Source organism: Burkholderia sp. BKH01 (assembly GCF_025685725.1).
GTDB lineage: Bacteria > Pseudomonadota > Gammaproteobacteria > Burkholderiales > Burkholderiaceae > Burkholderia > Burkholderia pyrrocinia_C.
The window spans coordinates 1-15,084 of sequence record NZ_JAOTQT010000045.1 but is presented as its reverse complement, the minus strand read 5'-3'; the positions used below and the strand labels follow the sequence as shown (position 1 = coordinate 15,084).

Annotated in this window: 13 protein-coding genes; 9 read left to right on the top strand and 4 right to left on the bottom strand. The window is 67.7% G+C overall.

Annotated elements, in window-relative coordinates; translation table 11 throughout:
* The first annotated feature begins 283 nt into the window (after nt 1-283).
* From OEJ37_RS34175 to OEJ37_RS34165, 3 genes are all read left to right on the top strand, one after another.
* Entirely contained in the window at nt 284-1,072 is a 789-nt protein-coding gene (locus tag OEJ37_RS34175; protein ID WP_152855700.1) for an SDR family oxidoreductase, read from the top strand.
* Between the two features lie 44 nt (nt 1,073-1,116).
* Nucleotides 1,117-2,133, top strand: a complete 1,017-nt coding sequence (locus tag OEJ37_RS34170; protein ID WP_174418453.1) for an NADP-dependent oxidoreductase — start codon at nt 1,117-1,119, stop codon at nt 2,131-2,133.
* Between the two features lie 208 nt (nt 2,134-2,341).
* The gene (locus tag OEJ37_RS34165; RefSeq protein WP_263349407.1) at nt 2,342-2,866 is read left to right on the top strand and encodes a thioesterase; all 525 of its coding nucleotides are present in this window, start codon (nt 2,342-2,344) and stop codon (nt 2,864-2,866) included.
* 66 nt (nt 2,867-2,932) lie between these two features.
* Here OEJ37_RS34165 and OEJ37_RS34160 read toward each other — a convergent pair whose 3' ends face one another.
* The 4 genes from OEJ37_RS34160 to OEJ37_RS34145 form a co-directional block, all read right to left on the bottom strand.
* Nucleotides 2,933-3,988, bottom strand: coding sequence for an AI-2E family transporter (locus OEJ37_RS34160; protein WP_175943313.1), 1,056 nt, complete (start codon nt 3,986-3,988; stop codon nt 2,933-2,935).
* A 235-nt stretch (nt 3,989-4,223) separates the two neighbouring features.
* Nucleotides 4,224-4,808 carry a YSC84-related protein gene (locus OEJ37_RS34155; RefSeq protein WP_152855697.1) on the bottom strand — a complete coding sequence of 195 codons (585 nt, stop codon included), beginning with the start codon at nt 4,806-4,808 and terminating at the stop codon, nt 4,224-4,226.
* Between the two features lie 76 nt (nt 4,809-4,884).
* Nucleotides 4,885-5,271, bottom strand: coding sequence for a YqjD family protein (locus OEJ37_RS34150; protein ID WP_152855696.1), 387 nt, complete (start codon nt 5,269-5,271; stop codon nt 4,885-4,887).
* Between the two features lie 277 nt (nt 5,272-5,548).
* Nucleotides 5,549-7,396: an ExeM/NucH family extracellular endonuclease gene (locus OEJ37_RS34145; protein WP_263349403.1), complete on the bottom strand. Its 1,848-nt coding sequence runs from the start codon at nt 7,394-7,396 to the stop codon at nt 5,549-5,551.
* Between the two features lie 207 nt (nt 7,397-7,603).
* On the opposite strand from OEJ37_RS34145, the gene OEJ37_RS34140 reads away from it, so the two are divergent.
* From OEJ37_RS34140 to OEJ37_RS34115, 6 genes are all read left to right on the top strand, one after another.
* Entirely contained in the window at nt 7,604-7,957 is a 354-nt protein-coding gene (locus tag OEJ37_RS34140) for a YciI family protein (protein ID WP_174418449.1), read from the top strand.
* A 125-nt stretch (nt 7,958-8,082) separates the two neighbouring features.
* Nucleotides 8,083-8,505 carry a YciI family protein gene (locus OEJ37_RS34135; protein WP_175917647.1) on the top strand — a complete coding sequence of 141 codons (423 nt, stop codon included), beginning with the start codon at nt 8,083-8,085 and terminating at the stop codon, nt 8,503-8,505.
* Nucleotides 8,506-8,531: 26 nt separating this feature from the next.
* The gene (locus OEJ37_RS34130) at nt 8,532-8,948 is read left to right on the top strand and encodes a VOC family protein (protein ID WP_175917648.1); all 417 of its coding nucleotides are present in this window, start codon (nt 8,532-8,534) and stop codon (nt 8,946-8,948) included.
* The gene (locus tag OEJ37_RS34125; protein ID WP_175917649.1) at nt 8,945-10,213 is read left to right on the top strand and encodes an RNA polymerase sigma factor; all 1,269 of its coding nucleotides are present in this window, start codon (nt 8,945-8,947) and stop codon (nt 10,211-10,213) included. Before OEJ37_RS34130 ends, OEJ37_RS34125 begins: the two co-directional genes overlap by 4 nt.
* 434 nt (nt 10,214-10,647) lie before the next feature.
* Nucleotides 10,648-12,429, top strand: coding sequence for a ShlB/FhaC/HecB family hemolysin secretion/activation protein (locus OEJ37_RS34120; RefSeq protein ID WP_174418447.1), 1,782 nt, complete (start codon nt 10,648-10,650; stop codon nt 12,427-12,429).
* A gap of 151 nt (nt 12,430-12,580) precedes the next feature.
* The coding region (locus tag OEJ37_RS34115; RefSeq protein WP_263349399.1) for a filamentous hemagglutinin N-terminal domain-containing protein at nt 12,581-15,084 on the top strand (2,504 nt) is incomplete at its 3' end.

Here is a 15,084-nt window from a genome sequence, read left to right as displayed (position 1 = left end):
GCTTTGCGCATTGGCACCGGCACGTGAAGGTCATGAGCGAAATCTATGACCGGGCATAACGAATATTCATTTCATCGATTGGCGGCATTCGCGTACGCTGGCTGTCGTTCGACCACGGCCGGCTGCCCGGCGCGCGTCGCGCTCGTCTCGATATACTCGCGGAAACCGTGCGGCACCTCATGACGTCGACGCGCCGTCGACCGGCATGCGGCGGGCGCGACACGCACGGAAAACCCGTCGCGGCCGCGTTCCGCGACGTCGATTCACGATAGGAGCAGGTCACATGACAGTCGTTTCTTCGCGCCTCGCTGGCAAGTGCGCATACATTACCGGCGCGGCGGGCGGCCTCGGCCGCGCGATCGCGCGCCGGATGGTCGAGCAGGGCGCGCGCGTGTTCGTGACCGACATCGTCGAAGCGGCGGTGCTCGACGCGTTCGCGCAGGAACTCAACGCGGGCCACGCGACGCCGGTCGCGTTCGCCGCGACGCAGGACGTGCGCGACGAAGCGCGCTGGCAGGCGCTGCTCGCGCAGGCGAACGATGCGATGGGCGGGCTGTCGGTGCTCGTCAACAATGCGGGCGTCGGCTCGATCGGCTCGCCCGCGCAAATCGAGCTGGACGAATGGCGGCGCGTGATGGCGATCAACGTCGAGAGCATCGTGCTCGGCTGCAAGCATGCGCTGTCGTACCTGGGCGCGAGCCATCCCGCATCGATCATCAACATCTCGTCGGTCGCCGCGTTCAAGGTCGAGCCGGATTTCACCGCGTACAACGCGTCGAAGGCGGCGGTCGCGTCGCTGACGAAGTCGGTCGCGATCGATTGCGCACGCCGCGAGCTCGACGTGCGCTGCAACTCGATTCACCCGGCGTTCATCCGCACGGGGATCGTCGAGCCGCTGTTCCAGACGCTCGGCGAACGCGACGCGACGCGCAAGCTCGCGCGCGGCATTCCGCTGCGCCGGCTCGGTGAGCCGGACGACGTCGCGCATGCGGCCGTGTATCTCGCATCCGACGAAAGCCGCTTCGTGACGGCCGCCGAACTCGTGATCGACGGCGGCATGTGCGCGGTCTGACGCGCATCCCGCATCCCGCACAACAACTACCGGAGGAGAACATCGTGTCGACACCCGTGAACCGCCAACTGCTGCTGAAGACGCGCCCGGAAGGGCGGGTCGGCCGCGAACACTTCTCGCTCGTCGAGACGCCGGTGCCGGCGCTCGCGGACGGAGAGGTGCTCGTGCGCGTGCTGTACCTGTCGATGGATCCGACCAACCGCGTGTGGATGAGCGACGTGCCGCAGTACCTGCCGCCCGTCGCGATCGGCGAGGTGATGCGCGCGCTCGGCATCGGGCGCGTGGTCGCGTCGCGCGATGCCGGTTTCGCGGAAGGCGATCTCGTGCAGGGGCTCGTCGGCTGGCAGGACTATGCGGTCGTGCCGGCCGACCAGGCCGCGCAGCTCGTGAAGCTGCCCGCGCAGTCGAGCCTGCCGCTGCCGACGTTGCTCGGTGCTTGCGGGATGAGCGGGCTGACCGCGTATTACGGGCTGACCGACATCGCGCCGGTGCAGCCCGGTGAGACGCTCGTCGTGTCGGCGGCGGCCGGGTCGGTCGGCTCGATCGCCGGGCAGATCGGCAAGATCCACGGCGCGCGCGTGGTCGGCATCGCGGGCGGCGCGGACAAGTGCCGCTACCTGACCGAGACGCTCGGCTTCGACGCGGCCGTCGACTACAAGGCCGACGATTTCCGTCAGCAACTGAAGGCGGCGACGCCGGACGGCGTGCACGTGAACTTCGAGAATGTCGGCGGCGAGGTGATGCGCGCGGTGTTGTCGCGGATGGTGATCGGTGGGCGCGTCGCGCTGTGCGGCGTGATCTCGAACTACAACAGCGGCCGCGCGGCCGACGACGTCGGCGTGCTGATCTCGAAGCGGCTGACGATGCGCGGCTTCCTGATCCTCGATTACCGCAAGAGCCGCGAAGCCGTGCAGACGCTTGCGGGCTGGTTGCGCGACGGTCGGCTCAAGGCCGAGGAAACTGTTGCCGACGGTCTCGAAAACGCGCCCGACGTGCTGAATCGCCTGTTCGACGGCGACCATCGCGGCAAGCTCGTGCTGCGTGTCGATCCGGACGCGTGACCGGCTTGCGATGCACCGTGCGATGCCGGTCGCGGGTTGTCGCGATGCGTTGTCGAACGCGGTGAATTCGATCGACCGGTCCTCAATTTAGGACTTGTCCCATATATTGTCCGGGCGTCTCTCCTTAAAGTGATTGCCAGCAAACAGGCGGCGTGACCGACGTGTCACGCCGCCTTTTTTTCTGGTCACGCGGCAGAGGAGAGGGAGCATGCGGAACAACGCGAAGCGGGCGGCATCGGCGGCGATGCGTAATCGAACGGTGCGAACGGTGCGGTGCGCTGGCGCCGTGCGGATGATGGCGATCGGGCTGGGCATCGTGCTGGCGATGTCGAATGCGATGGCGGCCGGGCAGGCCACGTCGGACGGCGTCGTGCGGTTTACCGGCGCGCTCGTCGATCTCTACGACGTGACGTTCGACGCGCCGTCGGGTGCGGTTGTCGAAGGACGGGACGCGGCGGGCAGCGGGGCCGTGGCGACGCTTCGATTCGATGCGCATGGCCGGCGTTTGCCGGGGGCTCATGTGGCACTGGTCGGGCCCGACGGTGCGGCGTTCGTGCTCGATGCCGATTCGGGTGTGCGCGCAACGTGGCGCGATGCGCACGACGATCGAAGCGTGCCGCTGGTGTCGGGCCGCGTTCAGCGCGTGGGCCCGTATGGCGGTGTGATGACCGTCGCGACGGATGAAGCGACGGGCGCCGTGGCGCCCGTCGTGATCAGGATTCGCCATCCGTGACGGAGGGCTTGTGCATGCGGATGGAGCGGTGGCGGCCGGGTGCGTGGCACACGGCAGCGCGCCGTTTTATTCGCCCTGTTCGGCGCGCGCGTAGATGTCCCAGCTCGCCATGAACAGCGCAGCGACGAGCGGCCCGATCACGAAGCCGTTGATGCCGAACAGCGCCATCCCGCCGAGCGTCGAGATCAGCACGACCCAGTCGGGCATCTTCGTGTCCTTGCCGACGAGGATCGGGCGCAGCAGGTTGTCGACGAGGCCGATCACGCCGACGCAGAACGCGACGAGGATCACGCATTTCCAGATCTCGCCGATCGCCAGGAAGTAGAGCGCGGCCGGTATCCACACGAGGCTCGCGCCGATCGCGGGCAGCAGCGACAGGAACGCCATCAGCGCGCCCCACAGCACGACGCCCTGGATGTCGAGGATCCAGAAGATCAGCCCGCCGAGCGCGCCCTGCACGAGCGCGACCGCGATGTTGCCTTTCACGGTCGCGCGCACGACCGTCGTGAACTTCGCGAGCAGCAGGTTCTTGTGCTCCTCGTCGAGCGGCAGCGCGCGGCGCACGCGGCGGCCGATCTCGCCGCCGTCGCGCAGCAGGAAGAACACCATGTACAGCATTACGCCGAAGCTGACGATGAACTGGAACGTGTTCTGGCCGATGCTGAACGCCTGGGCCGCGGCGAACTGGCTGATCTGCGCGGCGCCGTCGGTCAGCTTTTTCTGGATGCCGGGGATGTTGGTCAGCCCGTATTTCGCGAGCAGGCGCTGGATCGAGGTCGGCAGCGCGTGGATGATTTCCTGGAAGTACTGCGAATAGTTCGGCTGCGCGGTCTTGATTTCCTGATAGACGTAAGCGATTTCCTGTACGAGCGTGCCGGCGACGAACACGAGCGGCAGGATCACGATCAGGATGATCAGCGTCATCGTCACGAGCGCGGCCAGGTTGCGCCGCTTGCCGAAGCGCGCGGCGAGCCAGCGCTGCACCGGCTGGAACAGGATCGCGAGAATGGTGCCCCAGAACACGGCTCCGGAGAACGGCGCGAGAATCCCGCACATGCCGACGGTGACCGCGAACAGCAGGAAATAGAAGAATTTTTGGTGATCGTGGTGTCCGCTATCCATGGGTGGCATTCGCGCAGATTGATGCTTGGTTTGATTGAATCTCGTTGCCTCGGGCGCGATCGGCTCGCAAACGTCACGGGTTCGCGGCGAAACGCGCCGCCGGGCGGCCCAACCGGAGTATGCCCGCAAAGGTGCCGCCATCATAGCCGCTGCGCGCGACGCATGCGAAAACGCCGCGGCCGGGGCCGCGGCGCTGCCGGGAAGCGAGCGCGGCGCAAGGCCGCGTGCCGCATCGTCAGATATTGAGCTTCGTGACCTTGGTGCCGTTCACCGACAGGTCGCCCATCAGGCCCGCGTTGGTCAGGACCAGCACCTCGACCGGCGCGGTGGCCGTGGTGGTGTCGACCGCGCCGTTCGCGCCGACCTTCACGACTGCGACCGATGCGTCGGCGCCGGCAGCCCAGCCGTCGGACTTGCGGAACGAGTCGAGCGCATCCTGCGTCATGAACAGGAACACGATCGCCTTCGACTGCGCGCCGGCCTGCAGGCCGACCGACAGCGACGACGTGTTGTAATAGCCGACGGTGCTGCCGCCGACGCGCAGCGCGCCGTTGCCGGACTGGCCGCCGACGATGAAGCCGGCCTGCAGCACGTTCGGGAACACGAGCACGCCGCGCGATTTCGCGACGAGCTCACGCGAACCCGGCACCGTCGAATAGAGGCGCGACAGCGTTGCGTTCACGCTCGCGTCGATCGACTGGCGCTTCGACGCGCTGGCCGACGCGGTTTCGGGTTTGTCGGGCGTGGTCGTGCAGCCGGCGAGCGCGAGGCTGCCGAGCATCACGGCCGCGGCGGCTTTCATGGCGAGGGACTTCTGCATGGCGGTTCTCCTTCGTTGTCTGATTGAGGACGGACGGTGCAGGCAGTGGGGCGGCCGGCAGTGCGGGCGGCCCCGTTCAACGGCGGGCAAGGAGCAGGCCCGCAACGAACGCGAGGCCCGCGACGACGCCGGCGGTTTGCCACGGGTTGTCGTGCACGGCTTGCGACACGCGTTCGGCCGAATCGCGCAGCCGCGCGGCCGCGCTGCCCGACGCGTGGTCGAGCGCGCTGCGCGCTTCGTCGAGCCGGGACTGCACGCGCTTGCGTAGTGCGGCTATATCGCCGTCGCCGTCGTTTTTCAGCAGGTCTTCCAGTTCGTCGACCAGCCCGCGCAGATCGTCGGTTACGTCGGCGTGCAGGTCACGGGCCGCCGAGCGCGTCGTGCGTCCCACGCGGCGGCCGGTGCGACGGATGTCGGCCAGGCCGCGGTCCAGCTTGTGTTCGATCGAGTCGGTGAGCGCCATGGTGGTTATCCTCCTTCGATTCAAGGCTAATTTGAAGATAAGACGAATCCCAGCAACTATTGTGATTCACTTGACCCAATTGAGTTTCGAGACAAATTTTCAATTCGTCGGCAAGATTGCCGCGAAGCCCCGTCGCACGGGGCGGTGCGGCGGTTGAAAAAATTTCGCAATCAGGCGAATCGGACCGCGGTGCGAAAGTGAATGTCCGGTAAATATGGCGTCGCCAGGGGCGTCAGGTAAATAGTGCCGTTGCAGGCCTTGAGTTGATGCAAATGCACTAATCGACGCCATATGGCGGAGCATGGTTTGTTCCCGAGCCGCGCGGCAAGCCGCCAGCGCCAAGCGCGACATCGACGATGACAGGGTCGTGGTCCGACGAGCGGTATGCGTCGGGTGCGTAATAAGACGACCGGTGCTCACGCGTTTTGTAATCGGGCACGGCTTGCAGCCCAACCGGTTCGTCGGCATTGATGTGCCATATGTGCACGGTCTTCACGCGTGCGGCGAGTGTCGACGTGGCCAGCGCGTGGTCGAGGTAACCGGCTTCGCCGCGAAATACGTAGCTGTACGCAGCATCGCCGGCGAAGCGGGCAACCAGGTTCGCATAGCCGCGCGACTCGAGCGCGCGGATCGGATCTTCCTTCGCGTAGCTGTTCAGGTCGCCGATCAGCAGCACGCCGTCGGCCTCGGCGCCCGTCGGCGATGTGGCGAGCCAGTCGGCGATGCGTGTGGCCGCCCGCGTGCGTGCCGCATTCCAGCAACCCTGGCCGTCCGCCTGGTCGAGGTCGGCGCCGGTCGCGTTCGGGCAGTTCTTCGACTTCAGGTGATTGACCGCGACCGTGAACGCGCGCGTGCCGCCGATGCGCCGGAAGGTCTGCGCAAGCGGCGGGCGGTGCCTGCCGCCGAGCGCGACGGTCGCGGCGCGCCCAACCGGCTCGACCGTGCGGCTGTCGTACAGCAGCGCGACCGCGATCGCGTCGCGGCCGCGCCGCGCGGTGCCGGGATCGACCGCGCGCCAGCCGTCGCCAAGTTGCGCAGCGAGACGCCGCACCGCGCTCGCGTCGCCGTGGCCGTTGTTCGCGATTTCCATCAGCCCGATCACGTCGGCGCGCAGCGCACGCAACGCCGCGACGATCTTCGCTTCCTGCCGCGCGAAGATGGCGTGCGTTCTTGCGCCACGGTTGGCCGGCGCGTCGAATCCGCCGCCATGGCCGTCGCCGTTGAAATAGTTGAAAACGTTGAACGACACGATGCGCACGTCGGCGTCCGCATGCCGGGCCGGCGCATCGGTGCGCGGATTCGCGGCGGCGTCGAACACCGGCGCGGCGCCGGCTGTCGGTTGCAGCCGCCACGTGCCGTAGCGCAGTTCGAGCACGCCTTCGACGCCGCGCACCGTGTAGCCTGCGCGCAGCGTATTGGCGGCGCTCAGCGCGGGCGGCGGATAGCGGACGGTCGCGGGATCGCGGCGGCTCGAGCCGTCGTCGAGCACGATGCGGTTGCGCGCGTTGGCCGCCGCGTGCGCGGCGGCTTCGGCCGGCGGCGCGACGTGGGTCGGGATGCGCAGCCGGCCGTTGCTGAGAACGACGCTGCCGTAGCGGGCGAGTTCGTGCGTATCGCTGACCGTCAGCGTTTGCGGCAGGCGCACCCGCATGCCTTCGTGCGCGGCCAGCACGGCCGGCGTGGCGACCGGCAGCGTGAGCGTCGCCGGCGTGACCGTCTGCCCGCGTGCGCAGACGGCGATGCCGCCTGACAGCACGAACTGCGTGCGGCCGTATCTATCGTCGACCCGGCCCGTGAGATGCACGAGATCGCCGGCGTTCGCCCGCGCGTTCGGCGCGTACACGAACAGGCCTTCCGGAACGCCCGGCCGATGCCGCCGCTGCGCGTCGGCCTGCTGGACGAAGAAGCCGCCGAAGCCGTCGGCGCCGCCGAACGCCGCGGTGACGACGGCTTCGATCGAGGTCGTTTGCCCGGCCAGCGGCGACGGGCCGCCGGCGCTGCGGAGGTCGGCAATCGCCGAGGTCGCGCCGCCGCAGCCGGCGCTGACCGGTAGCGCGGCGGGGGCAGGCCGGACGGAGAGGGCGAGCAATAGCGCAACGGCAAGCGGCGGAAGCAAGCGTGACATGGGACGGTCCACTGGAAGAAAATCCGACAGTTCGGGAGCGCATCTTGACGGCAAAATGCCAGGAAGCGGCCGAATTGGCCGTCCGGCCAGCGCCGGATGGCTAACGATGCAGGCAGGCCCTGCCGCGGCTGTTACGCTTTCGCATCGGGTGGCGCACGCCGATCGCGCAGCGAACGCTGCCGCGCCCCGTCCCCACAGGAGGAGTCCATGTCTTACATGTTGTTGATTGTCGAACCGACCGACCAGCGCGCCGATCGCACGCTCGACGAAGGCCAGGCACTTTACGCGCGGATGGTCGATTTCGCCGAGACGCTGAAGGCACGTGGCGTGCTGCGCGGCGTCGAATCGCTCGAGCGCTCCGAGCGCGGCACGCGCGTGCAGGTGCGCGACGGCGAAACACGCCTGCTCGACGGTCCGTTCGCGGAGGCGAAGGAGATGGTCGGCGGCTTCTTTCTCGTCGACGTCGACACGCGCGAGGAAGCGATCGAGATCGCACGCCAGTGCCCGGCCGCGCAATGGTGCACGGTCGAGGTACGCGCGGTCGGCCCGTGCTTCCTGTGAAGGCTGCGACTCGGTGTTTACCCTGATTCGTCGCGGCGAGTGTCGATCCGGCCGTGTTCCGCCCGTCGTCCGGATAAGGCGCCGATGAACGGGTGCCTCCTTCCACCGACGACAAGGAGTGAACGATGCGATTCATGATCATGATCCGGGCGAACGCCGTCAGCGAATCCGACGCGTTGCCGGACAACCGGCTGGTCGAGGCCATGACCGTCTATCACGAGGAGCTGGCCAATGCCGGCGTGCTGCTCGACGCGAACGGGCTGCGGCCGAGCGCGCGCGGCTGGCGCGTGCGCTACACGGGCGGCAAGGGTACGGTGGTCGACGGCCCGTTTGCCGAAACGAAGGAGCTGATCGCAGGCTATACGCTGATCCAGGTGCGTTCGCGTGACGAGGCGCTCGAATGGACGCGCCGGTTCCCCGCGCCGTTCGGCGCGGAGATGGATTGCGAGATCGAGGTGCGGCCGCTGTTCGAACTCGACGACCTCACGCCGAGCGACGCGGTCGAGCGGTTCCGCGAACTTCATGTCGGCCGCGGCACCGCCGCCTGAATCCAACCTCACCCGGAGCACCCGTCATGCACAAAATGGTTTTCATCAACCTGCCCGTGGCCGACCTGCCGCGCGCGAAGACGTTCTACCAGGCGCTCGGTTTCGAGGTCGTGCCGGCCTATACCAACGATCAGGCGGCCTGCATCAAGATCAGCGACACGATCTTCGCGATGCTGCTCGTGCGGCCGTTTTTCCAGACCTTCACCGACAAGACCATCATCGATCCGGCGACGCACATCCAAGTATTGTCGTGCCTGTCGTGCGAAAGCCGTGCCGAAGTCGACGCGATCGTCGCGAAGGCGCTGGCGGCCGGTGGGGCCGCGCCGCAAGCGCCGCGCGAGTACCCGAACATGTACGGCCACGGGTTCAACGATCCGGACGGCCATACGTGGGAGCTGATGGCCATGCCGCTGGACGCGTCCGCGCAGGGGCCGTCGACGTGACGCACGAGGCGACGCATCGTGCGATCGAGGCGGTCTGGCGGATCGAGGCGCCGAAAATCATCGCGCGCGCCGCGCGCGTGGTGCGCGACGTCGGCGTGGCCGAGGAACTGGCGCAGGACACGCTCGTCGCGGCGCTCGAGCACTGGCCCGTCGACGGCGTGCCCGACAACCCCGCTGCATGGCTGATGACGGCCGTGAAGCGTCGCGCGCTCGACCGCGTCCGGCAGGAGTCGCTCCATGCGGCGAAGCGCGACCAGCTCGGGCATGAGATGGACGCGCTCGAAGCGCATGTCGTCCCCGACATCGCCGATGCGCTCGCCGACGCGAGCGACGACGATATCGGCGACGATCTGCTGCGGCTGATCTTCACGTCGTGCCACCCGGTGCTGTCGACCGACGCGCGCGTCGCGCTGACGCTGCGGCTGCTCGGCGGGCTGACGACGGGCGAGATCGCACGTGCGTTCCTGACGCCCGAGCCGACGATCGCGCAGCGGATCGTACGCGCGAAGCGCACGCTCGCGGCGGCGCACGTGCCGTTCGAGGTGCCGGCCGCCGATGCGCGGCCCGCGCGGCTCGCGTCGGTGCTCGAGGTGATCTACCTGGTGTTCAACGAAGGCCATGCGGCGACCGCGGGCGACGACTGGATGCGCCCCGCGTTGTGCGACGAAGCGCTACGGCTCGGCCGCGTGCTCGCGGGGCTGGCGCCGGACGAGAGCGAAGTGCTCGGGCTCGTCGCGCTGATGGAGTTGCAGGCGTCGCGCATGCATGCGCGCACCGATGCGCAGGGCCGGCCCGTGCTGCTGCTCGACCAGGACCGCAGCCGCTGGGATCAACTGCTGATCCGGCGCGGCCTCGCGGCGCTCGAACGGGCGACGAAGCTCGGCGGCGTGCGCGGGCCGTATGCGCTGCAGGCCGCGCTGGCCGCCTGCCACGCGCGTGCGCGGCACGCGTCGGAAACGGACTGGGCGCAGATCGTCGCGCTGTACGACGCGCTCGTCGAAGTCGCACCGTCGCCGGTCGTCGAGCTGAATCGCGCAGTGGCGGTGGGGATGGCGTTCGGGCCGGCCGCGGCGCTCGAACTCGTCGACGTGCTGCGCGACGATCCCGCGCTCGCGCGCTATCACTGGCTGCCGAGCGTGCGCGGCGACCTGCTGGCGAAGCTCGGGCGTGCCGACGAGGCGAAGCTCGAGTTCCGCCGCGCGGCGGAACTGACGCGCAACGAGCGCGAGCGCGAATTGCTGCTCAAGCGTGCGATGGATGCGTGAGCGGAAGCTTGCGCCGTCGTGTCTCACCGGTTGGCGAAATACTTTCGAATCCGATTGATTCGGGTGCGACGGCGATCGCCGCTCGCAATCCGCACCCGACAGGCAGCGTGAAATCGGCAATGATCGGCCATTCGAACGTATTCCGTCATTCGCGCAATTCATCGTATTGCCCGGTGCGTCTTGCCATTCGATCGAGCTCGCGCGTTGTTCCGTGACGGCCGGCAACTTGCCACGCTGCGCGAGCTGGGCGCTACGCGACGAGCCGATGTGCACGAGTCGAGTCGACTTAACGGGATCGGTCAATATTTTAATGAGATAAATTAAATGTCCTATTCATCCCGTTAAAAATAATGGGACAAGTACGAATTTAATTTCAAGACGTTGTTTTGAATTGAAATCCGATAATTCGCTTCCGCATAATCCGCGCTTGATTGATGTATCGCGAGATTGGCGGAATGCGAGTGTTAAGGATAGTTAACAAAAACGACGGTGATCGAATCCGGTCCGCCGATGTACAGCGCATAGCCGCCTTCTCCCGTCGCGCGCTGGGTGCCGCGAGTCTGCTGGCGTTCGCCTTTGCCGCCGCGGCGCAGACGCCCCAGTCCGGCACGCAGCCGCTGAGTGCGCAGCGCCACCAGGCGCAACAGCTCGACGAGCTCAGGCAGCAGATGCTCGACCGGCCGGACGTGCTGTCCGCGAAGCCGCCGAGCGAATCCGATACGCTGCATTTCCCGGCGGAAACGCCGTGTTTCGATATTCACGCGATCGAGTGGCGGGGTGCCGACGCCTTCCCGTGGCTGCGTGACGCCGTCCCGATCGAACGTGCGTGCATCGGCCGGAACGGGTTGAACCTGCTGCGCGGATGGATCGGGCGGCGTCTCATCGCGCGCGGCTACATTACGTCGCTCGTCAGCATTCCTCCGCAAGATCTGTCGACCGGACGCCTGATCGTCGAGGTGCTGCCCGGCCGCATCGGCGCGATCGACGATGCGCGCGGCCGGATCGGCTGGACGCCGATCGTGTTTCCGCGCGGCGCGCATGCTTTGCTGAACGTGCGCGATCTCGATCAGGCACTCGAGAACGTGCGCCGCCTGCCCGGCCAGGCGGCCACCGCGTTCGATCTGGTTCCGGGCGCGTCGCTGGGCGACACCGACATCGTCGTCCGGCATCCGGACGATGCGCGCCGCATTCGCTTCGTCGCGACGGCCGACAACGGCGGGCTCGATGCGACCGGCCGCAACCAGCTCGGCGCGATCGTCTCGATCGATTCCCCGCTGCGGCTCTACGATCAACTGATCGTCACCTACAACACCGACGCCGCATTGCGCAACAAGTCGCTCGGCTCGCAGGCGAAAAGCGCCGCATGGAACGTGCCGATCGGTTATGCGTCGTTTTCGCTCGGCGTCAGCGAGTGGTCGAGCCGGCAGACGCTGGTGGCCGACCTGCCCGGCATGGTCGTGCCGCCGTTCGGCCAGCGGACCCGTCGCTACGAAGCCGGCTTCGGCTACGTGCCGTATCGCTCCGGTCACGGCAAGACCACGCTTCGCTTCAAGCTCGCCCGCCGCGAGGACCGCTCGTGGTTCGGTCCGATCGAACTCGATGTGTTCCGTCATGACATCGTCAGCTACGAAGTGAGCGCGGCGCATCGCGAGAAGTTCGCGCGTGCAACCGTCGACGCGAGCGTCGGCATGCGCGCAAGCCTCGCCGGGCTGAGCGCGTTCCCCGGACGCGTCAACGGGCAGACCGCATGGGACGGCCGCTATCGCGTGTATACCGCGGCGCTCGGCGCCGACGCGCCGTTCCGGATCGGCGCGCGGCCGTTCGGCTATCGCGGATTCCTCCAGTTCCAGTACGCGCCCGGCGCATTGCCGTCGACCGAATACCTGCAAATCGGCGGCCGTTACACGGTGCGCGGCTTCGACGGCAACCAGACGCTCGCCGGCGACAGCGGCTGGTTCTGGCGCAACGAGCTGGCCACACCGTGGTTCGGCGCGCACGAGGCCTATGTCGCGCTCGATGCCGGCCTGGTCACGGGCGCGGGCTCGCGCGAAGGCGCGGGCCGGGAAGGGCGCACGCTGATCGGCGCTGCGCTCGGCGTGCGCGGCGGCTACCGGATGCTCGGCTACGACGTCGCGCTCGGCATGCCGCTTCGCAAGCCCGGGGCGCTGCGAACCGCGCAACCCACGTTCGATGTGTCGCTCACGAGCCGTTTCTGATCGCGGCGGGCGAGTCCGCGCCCGCCGAACGTCACGGAGGGAATCGCCATGTAAGTACGCACGCTCGTCCATCGGCCGATCGACGGACCGGCCCGGTTCGGCGTGGCGCCTGCCACGCCCGTCCTTTCATCTTCAGGAAACCGAGAAGACCATGAAACATCAACAACACCATCGCCCGCGCGCGGCGATGCCGTCCGCGCGCACCGCGCTCGCCGCGGCGCTGACGCTCGCGATGCCGATCCTCGCGGCGCAGCCCGCGTTTGCGCAATCGGCGCTCGTCGTCGATCCGAACGCGGCCAACCGTCCCGGTATCACGAACGGGCCGAACGGCACGCCGATCGTCGGCATCAACGCACCGGATGCCGCCGGCATTTCGGCCAACCGCTTTACCGAATACAACGTCGGGCCGGCAGGGCTCGTGCTGAACAACAGCGTGAACGGCACGAACACGCAACTGGCGGGCTATATCGACGGCAATGCGCAGCTCGGCGGCCGCGCGGCGCAGGTCATCCTGAACCAGGTGACGGGCGGCAACGCGTCGGTGCTGGCCGGCGCGACCGAAGTCGCGGGGCAGCAGGCGCGCGTGATCGTCGCGAACCCGAACGGGATCAGCGTGAACGGCGCCAGCTTCATCAACGCGAACCGCGTGTCGCTCGTTGCGGGCACGACGGAGTTCGACGAGCAGGGCAACGTCGCGCGATTCCGGACCGAGAACGGCCGCATCACGATCGATGGCGCGGGGCTTGACGCGCGCAATATGGATCAGCTCGATCTCGTGTCGCGCAGCCTGAAGGTGAACGCCGCTCTGCACGCGAAGAAACTGGTCGCGGTCGCGCAGCAAGGGACGGCGGCCATCGAGAATCCTCAGGCGATGTCGTTCGATGCGTCGACGAGCGGGGAACTGCCGCGCGTCGCGATCGACGTGTCACGACTCGGTAGCGTGCATGGAGAGGAGTCGATCGTCATGCGCGGCACGTCGGCGGGCGTTGGCATCAATATCTCGGGCAAGGTCGAGGCGTTCACGGGCTCGATGACGTTGCTGTCGGATGGCAGAGTCCGGATCTCGAACGGCGGAACGCTGAGCGCGGGGACGCTCTCGGCGCCGTCCGGTCTGCAGTACGGCGGGAACTGGACGGACGATGACGAGGTGACGAAGCCGCCGGTCGACCCGGAACCGCCGGTAGCGGAGACGAAGCCGCCGGTCGACCCGGAGCCGCCGGTAGCTGAAACGAAGCCACCGGTGAACCCGGAACCGCCGGTTGCTGAAACGAAGCCGCCGGTCGACCCGGAGCCGCCGGTAGCGGAAACGAAGCCGCCGGTCGACCCGGAGCCGCCGGTTGCTGAAACGAAGCCACCGGTGAACCCGGAGCCGCCGGTAGTGGAGACGAAGCCGCCGGTCGACCCGGAACCGCCGGTAGCGGAGACGAAGCCACCGGTCGACCCGGAACCGCCGGTAGCGGAGACGAAGCCACCGGTCGACCCGGAACCGCCGGTTGCTGAAACGAAGCCGCCGGTTGACCCTGCACCGCCTATCGCCGAAACGAACCCGAAACTCGTCGTCGATCCGAACGCGGCCAATCGTCCCGTTCTTGGCGCCGCGCCGAACGGCACGCCGATCGTCGACATCAACGCGCCGGACGCCACCGGCATTTCCTCGAACCGTTTCCTCGACTACAACGTCGGCCCGAAGGGGCTCGTGCTGAACAACAGCGTGAACCGCACGAACACGCAACTGGCGGGCGGCATCGACGGCAATGCGCAACTCGGCGGCCGTTCGGCGCAAGTCATCCTGAACCAGGTGACGGGCGGCAACGCGTCGGTGCTGGCCGGGGCAACCGAAGTCGCGGGGCAGCAGGCGCGCGTGATCGTTGCGAACCCGAACGGGATCAGCGTGAACGGCGCGAGTTTCATCAACGCGAACCGCGTATCGCTCGTCGCGGGTACGACGGAATTCGACGAGGACGGCCGTATCGCACGATTCCGGACCGAAAACGGCCGCATCGCGATCGACGGCGCCGGGCTCGACGCACATAACGCGAACCAGCTCGATCTCGTGTCGCGCGGCCTGAAGGTCGATGCGGCGGTGCGCGCGAAGACGCTGGTCGCTGTCGCGCATCAAGGCACGGCTGCGATCGAGCAATCGAACCGGCAGACGCTCTCCGGTCCGGCAAGCGGCAAGGCGCCGGCCGCGGCGATCGACGTGTCCGAATCGGGCAGCCTGCGGGCGGACAAGATCGCGCTGGTCGGCGCGTCGGCGAAAACCGGCATCAGGATCGCCGGCACGGTCGACGCGTCGGCCGGCCACGTGACGCTCGAATCGAACGGCAAGGCGACGATCGAGTCGAGCGGGCGGTTGCAAGCGCAGACGGTGTCGGTTCTGAGCGCACTCGATAATCACGGCGCGGTCAGCGCCGATACCGTCGACGTGTCCGGCCGCCTCGACAACGACGGTTCCGTGCGCGGGCGCAGCGTCAGGATTGCCGGCAACGCGACCAATGCCGGCACGCTGCATAGCGACGACGCGCTCGAGATCGGCGGCCGCCTGACCAACGTCGGCGCCGACAGCGTTGTCAGCGGGCTCGACGTGCGGGTCATGGGCGATACGACCAACAACGGCACGCTGCGCGCGGAGAAGTTGCTCTCCGCGATGGGCAA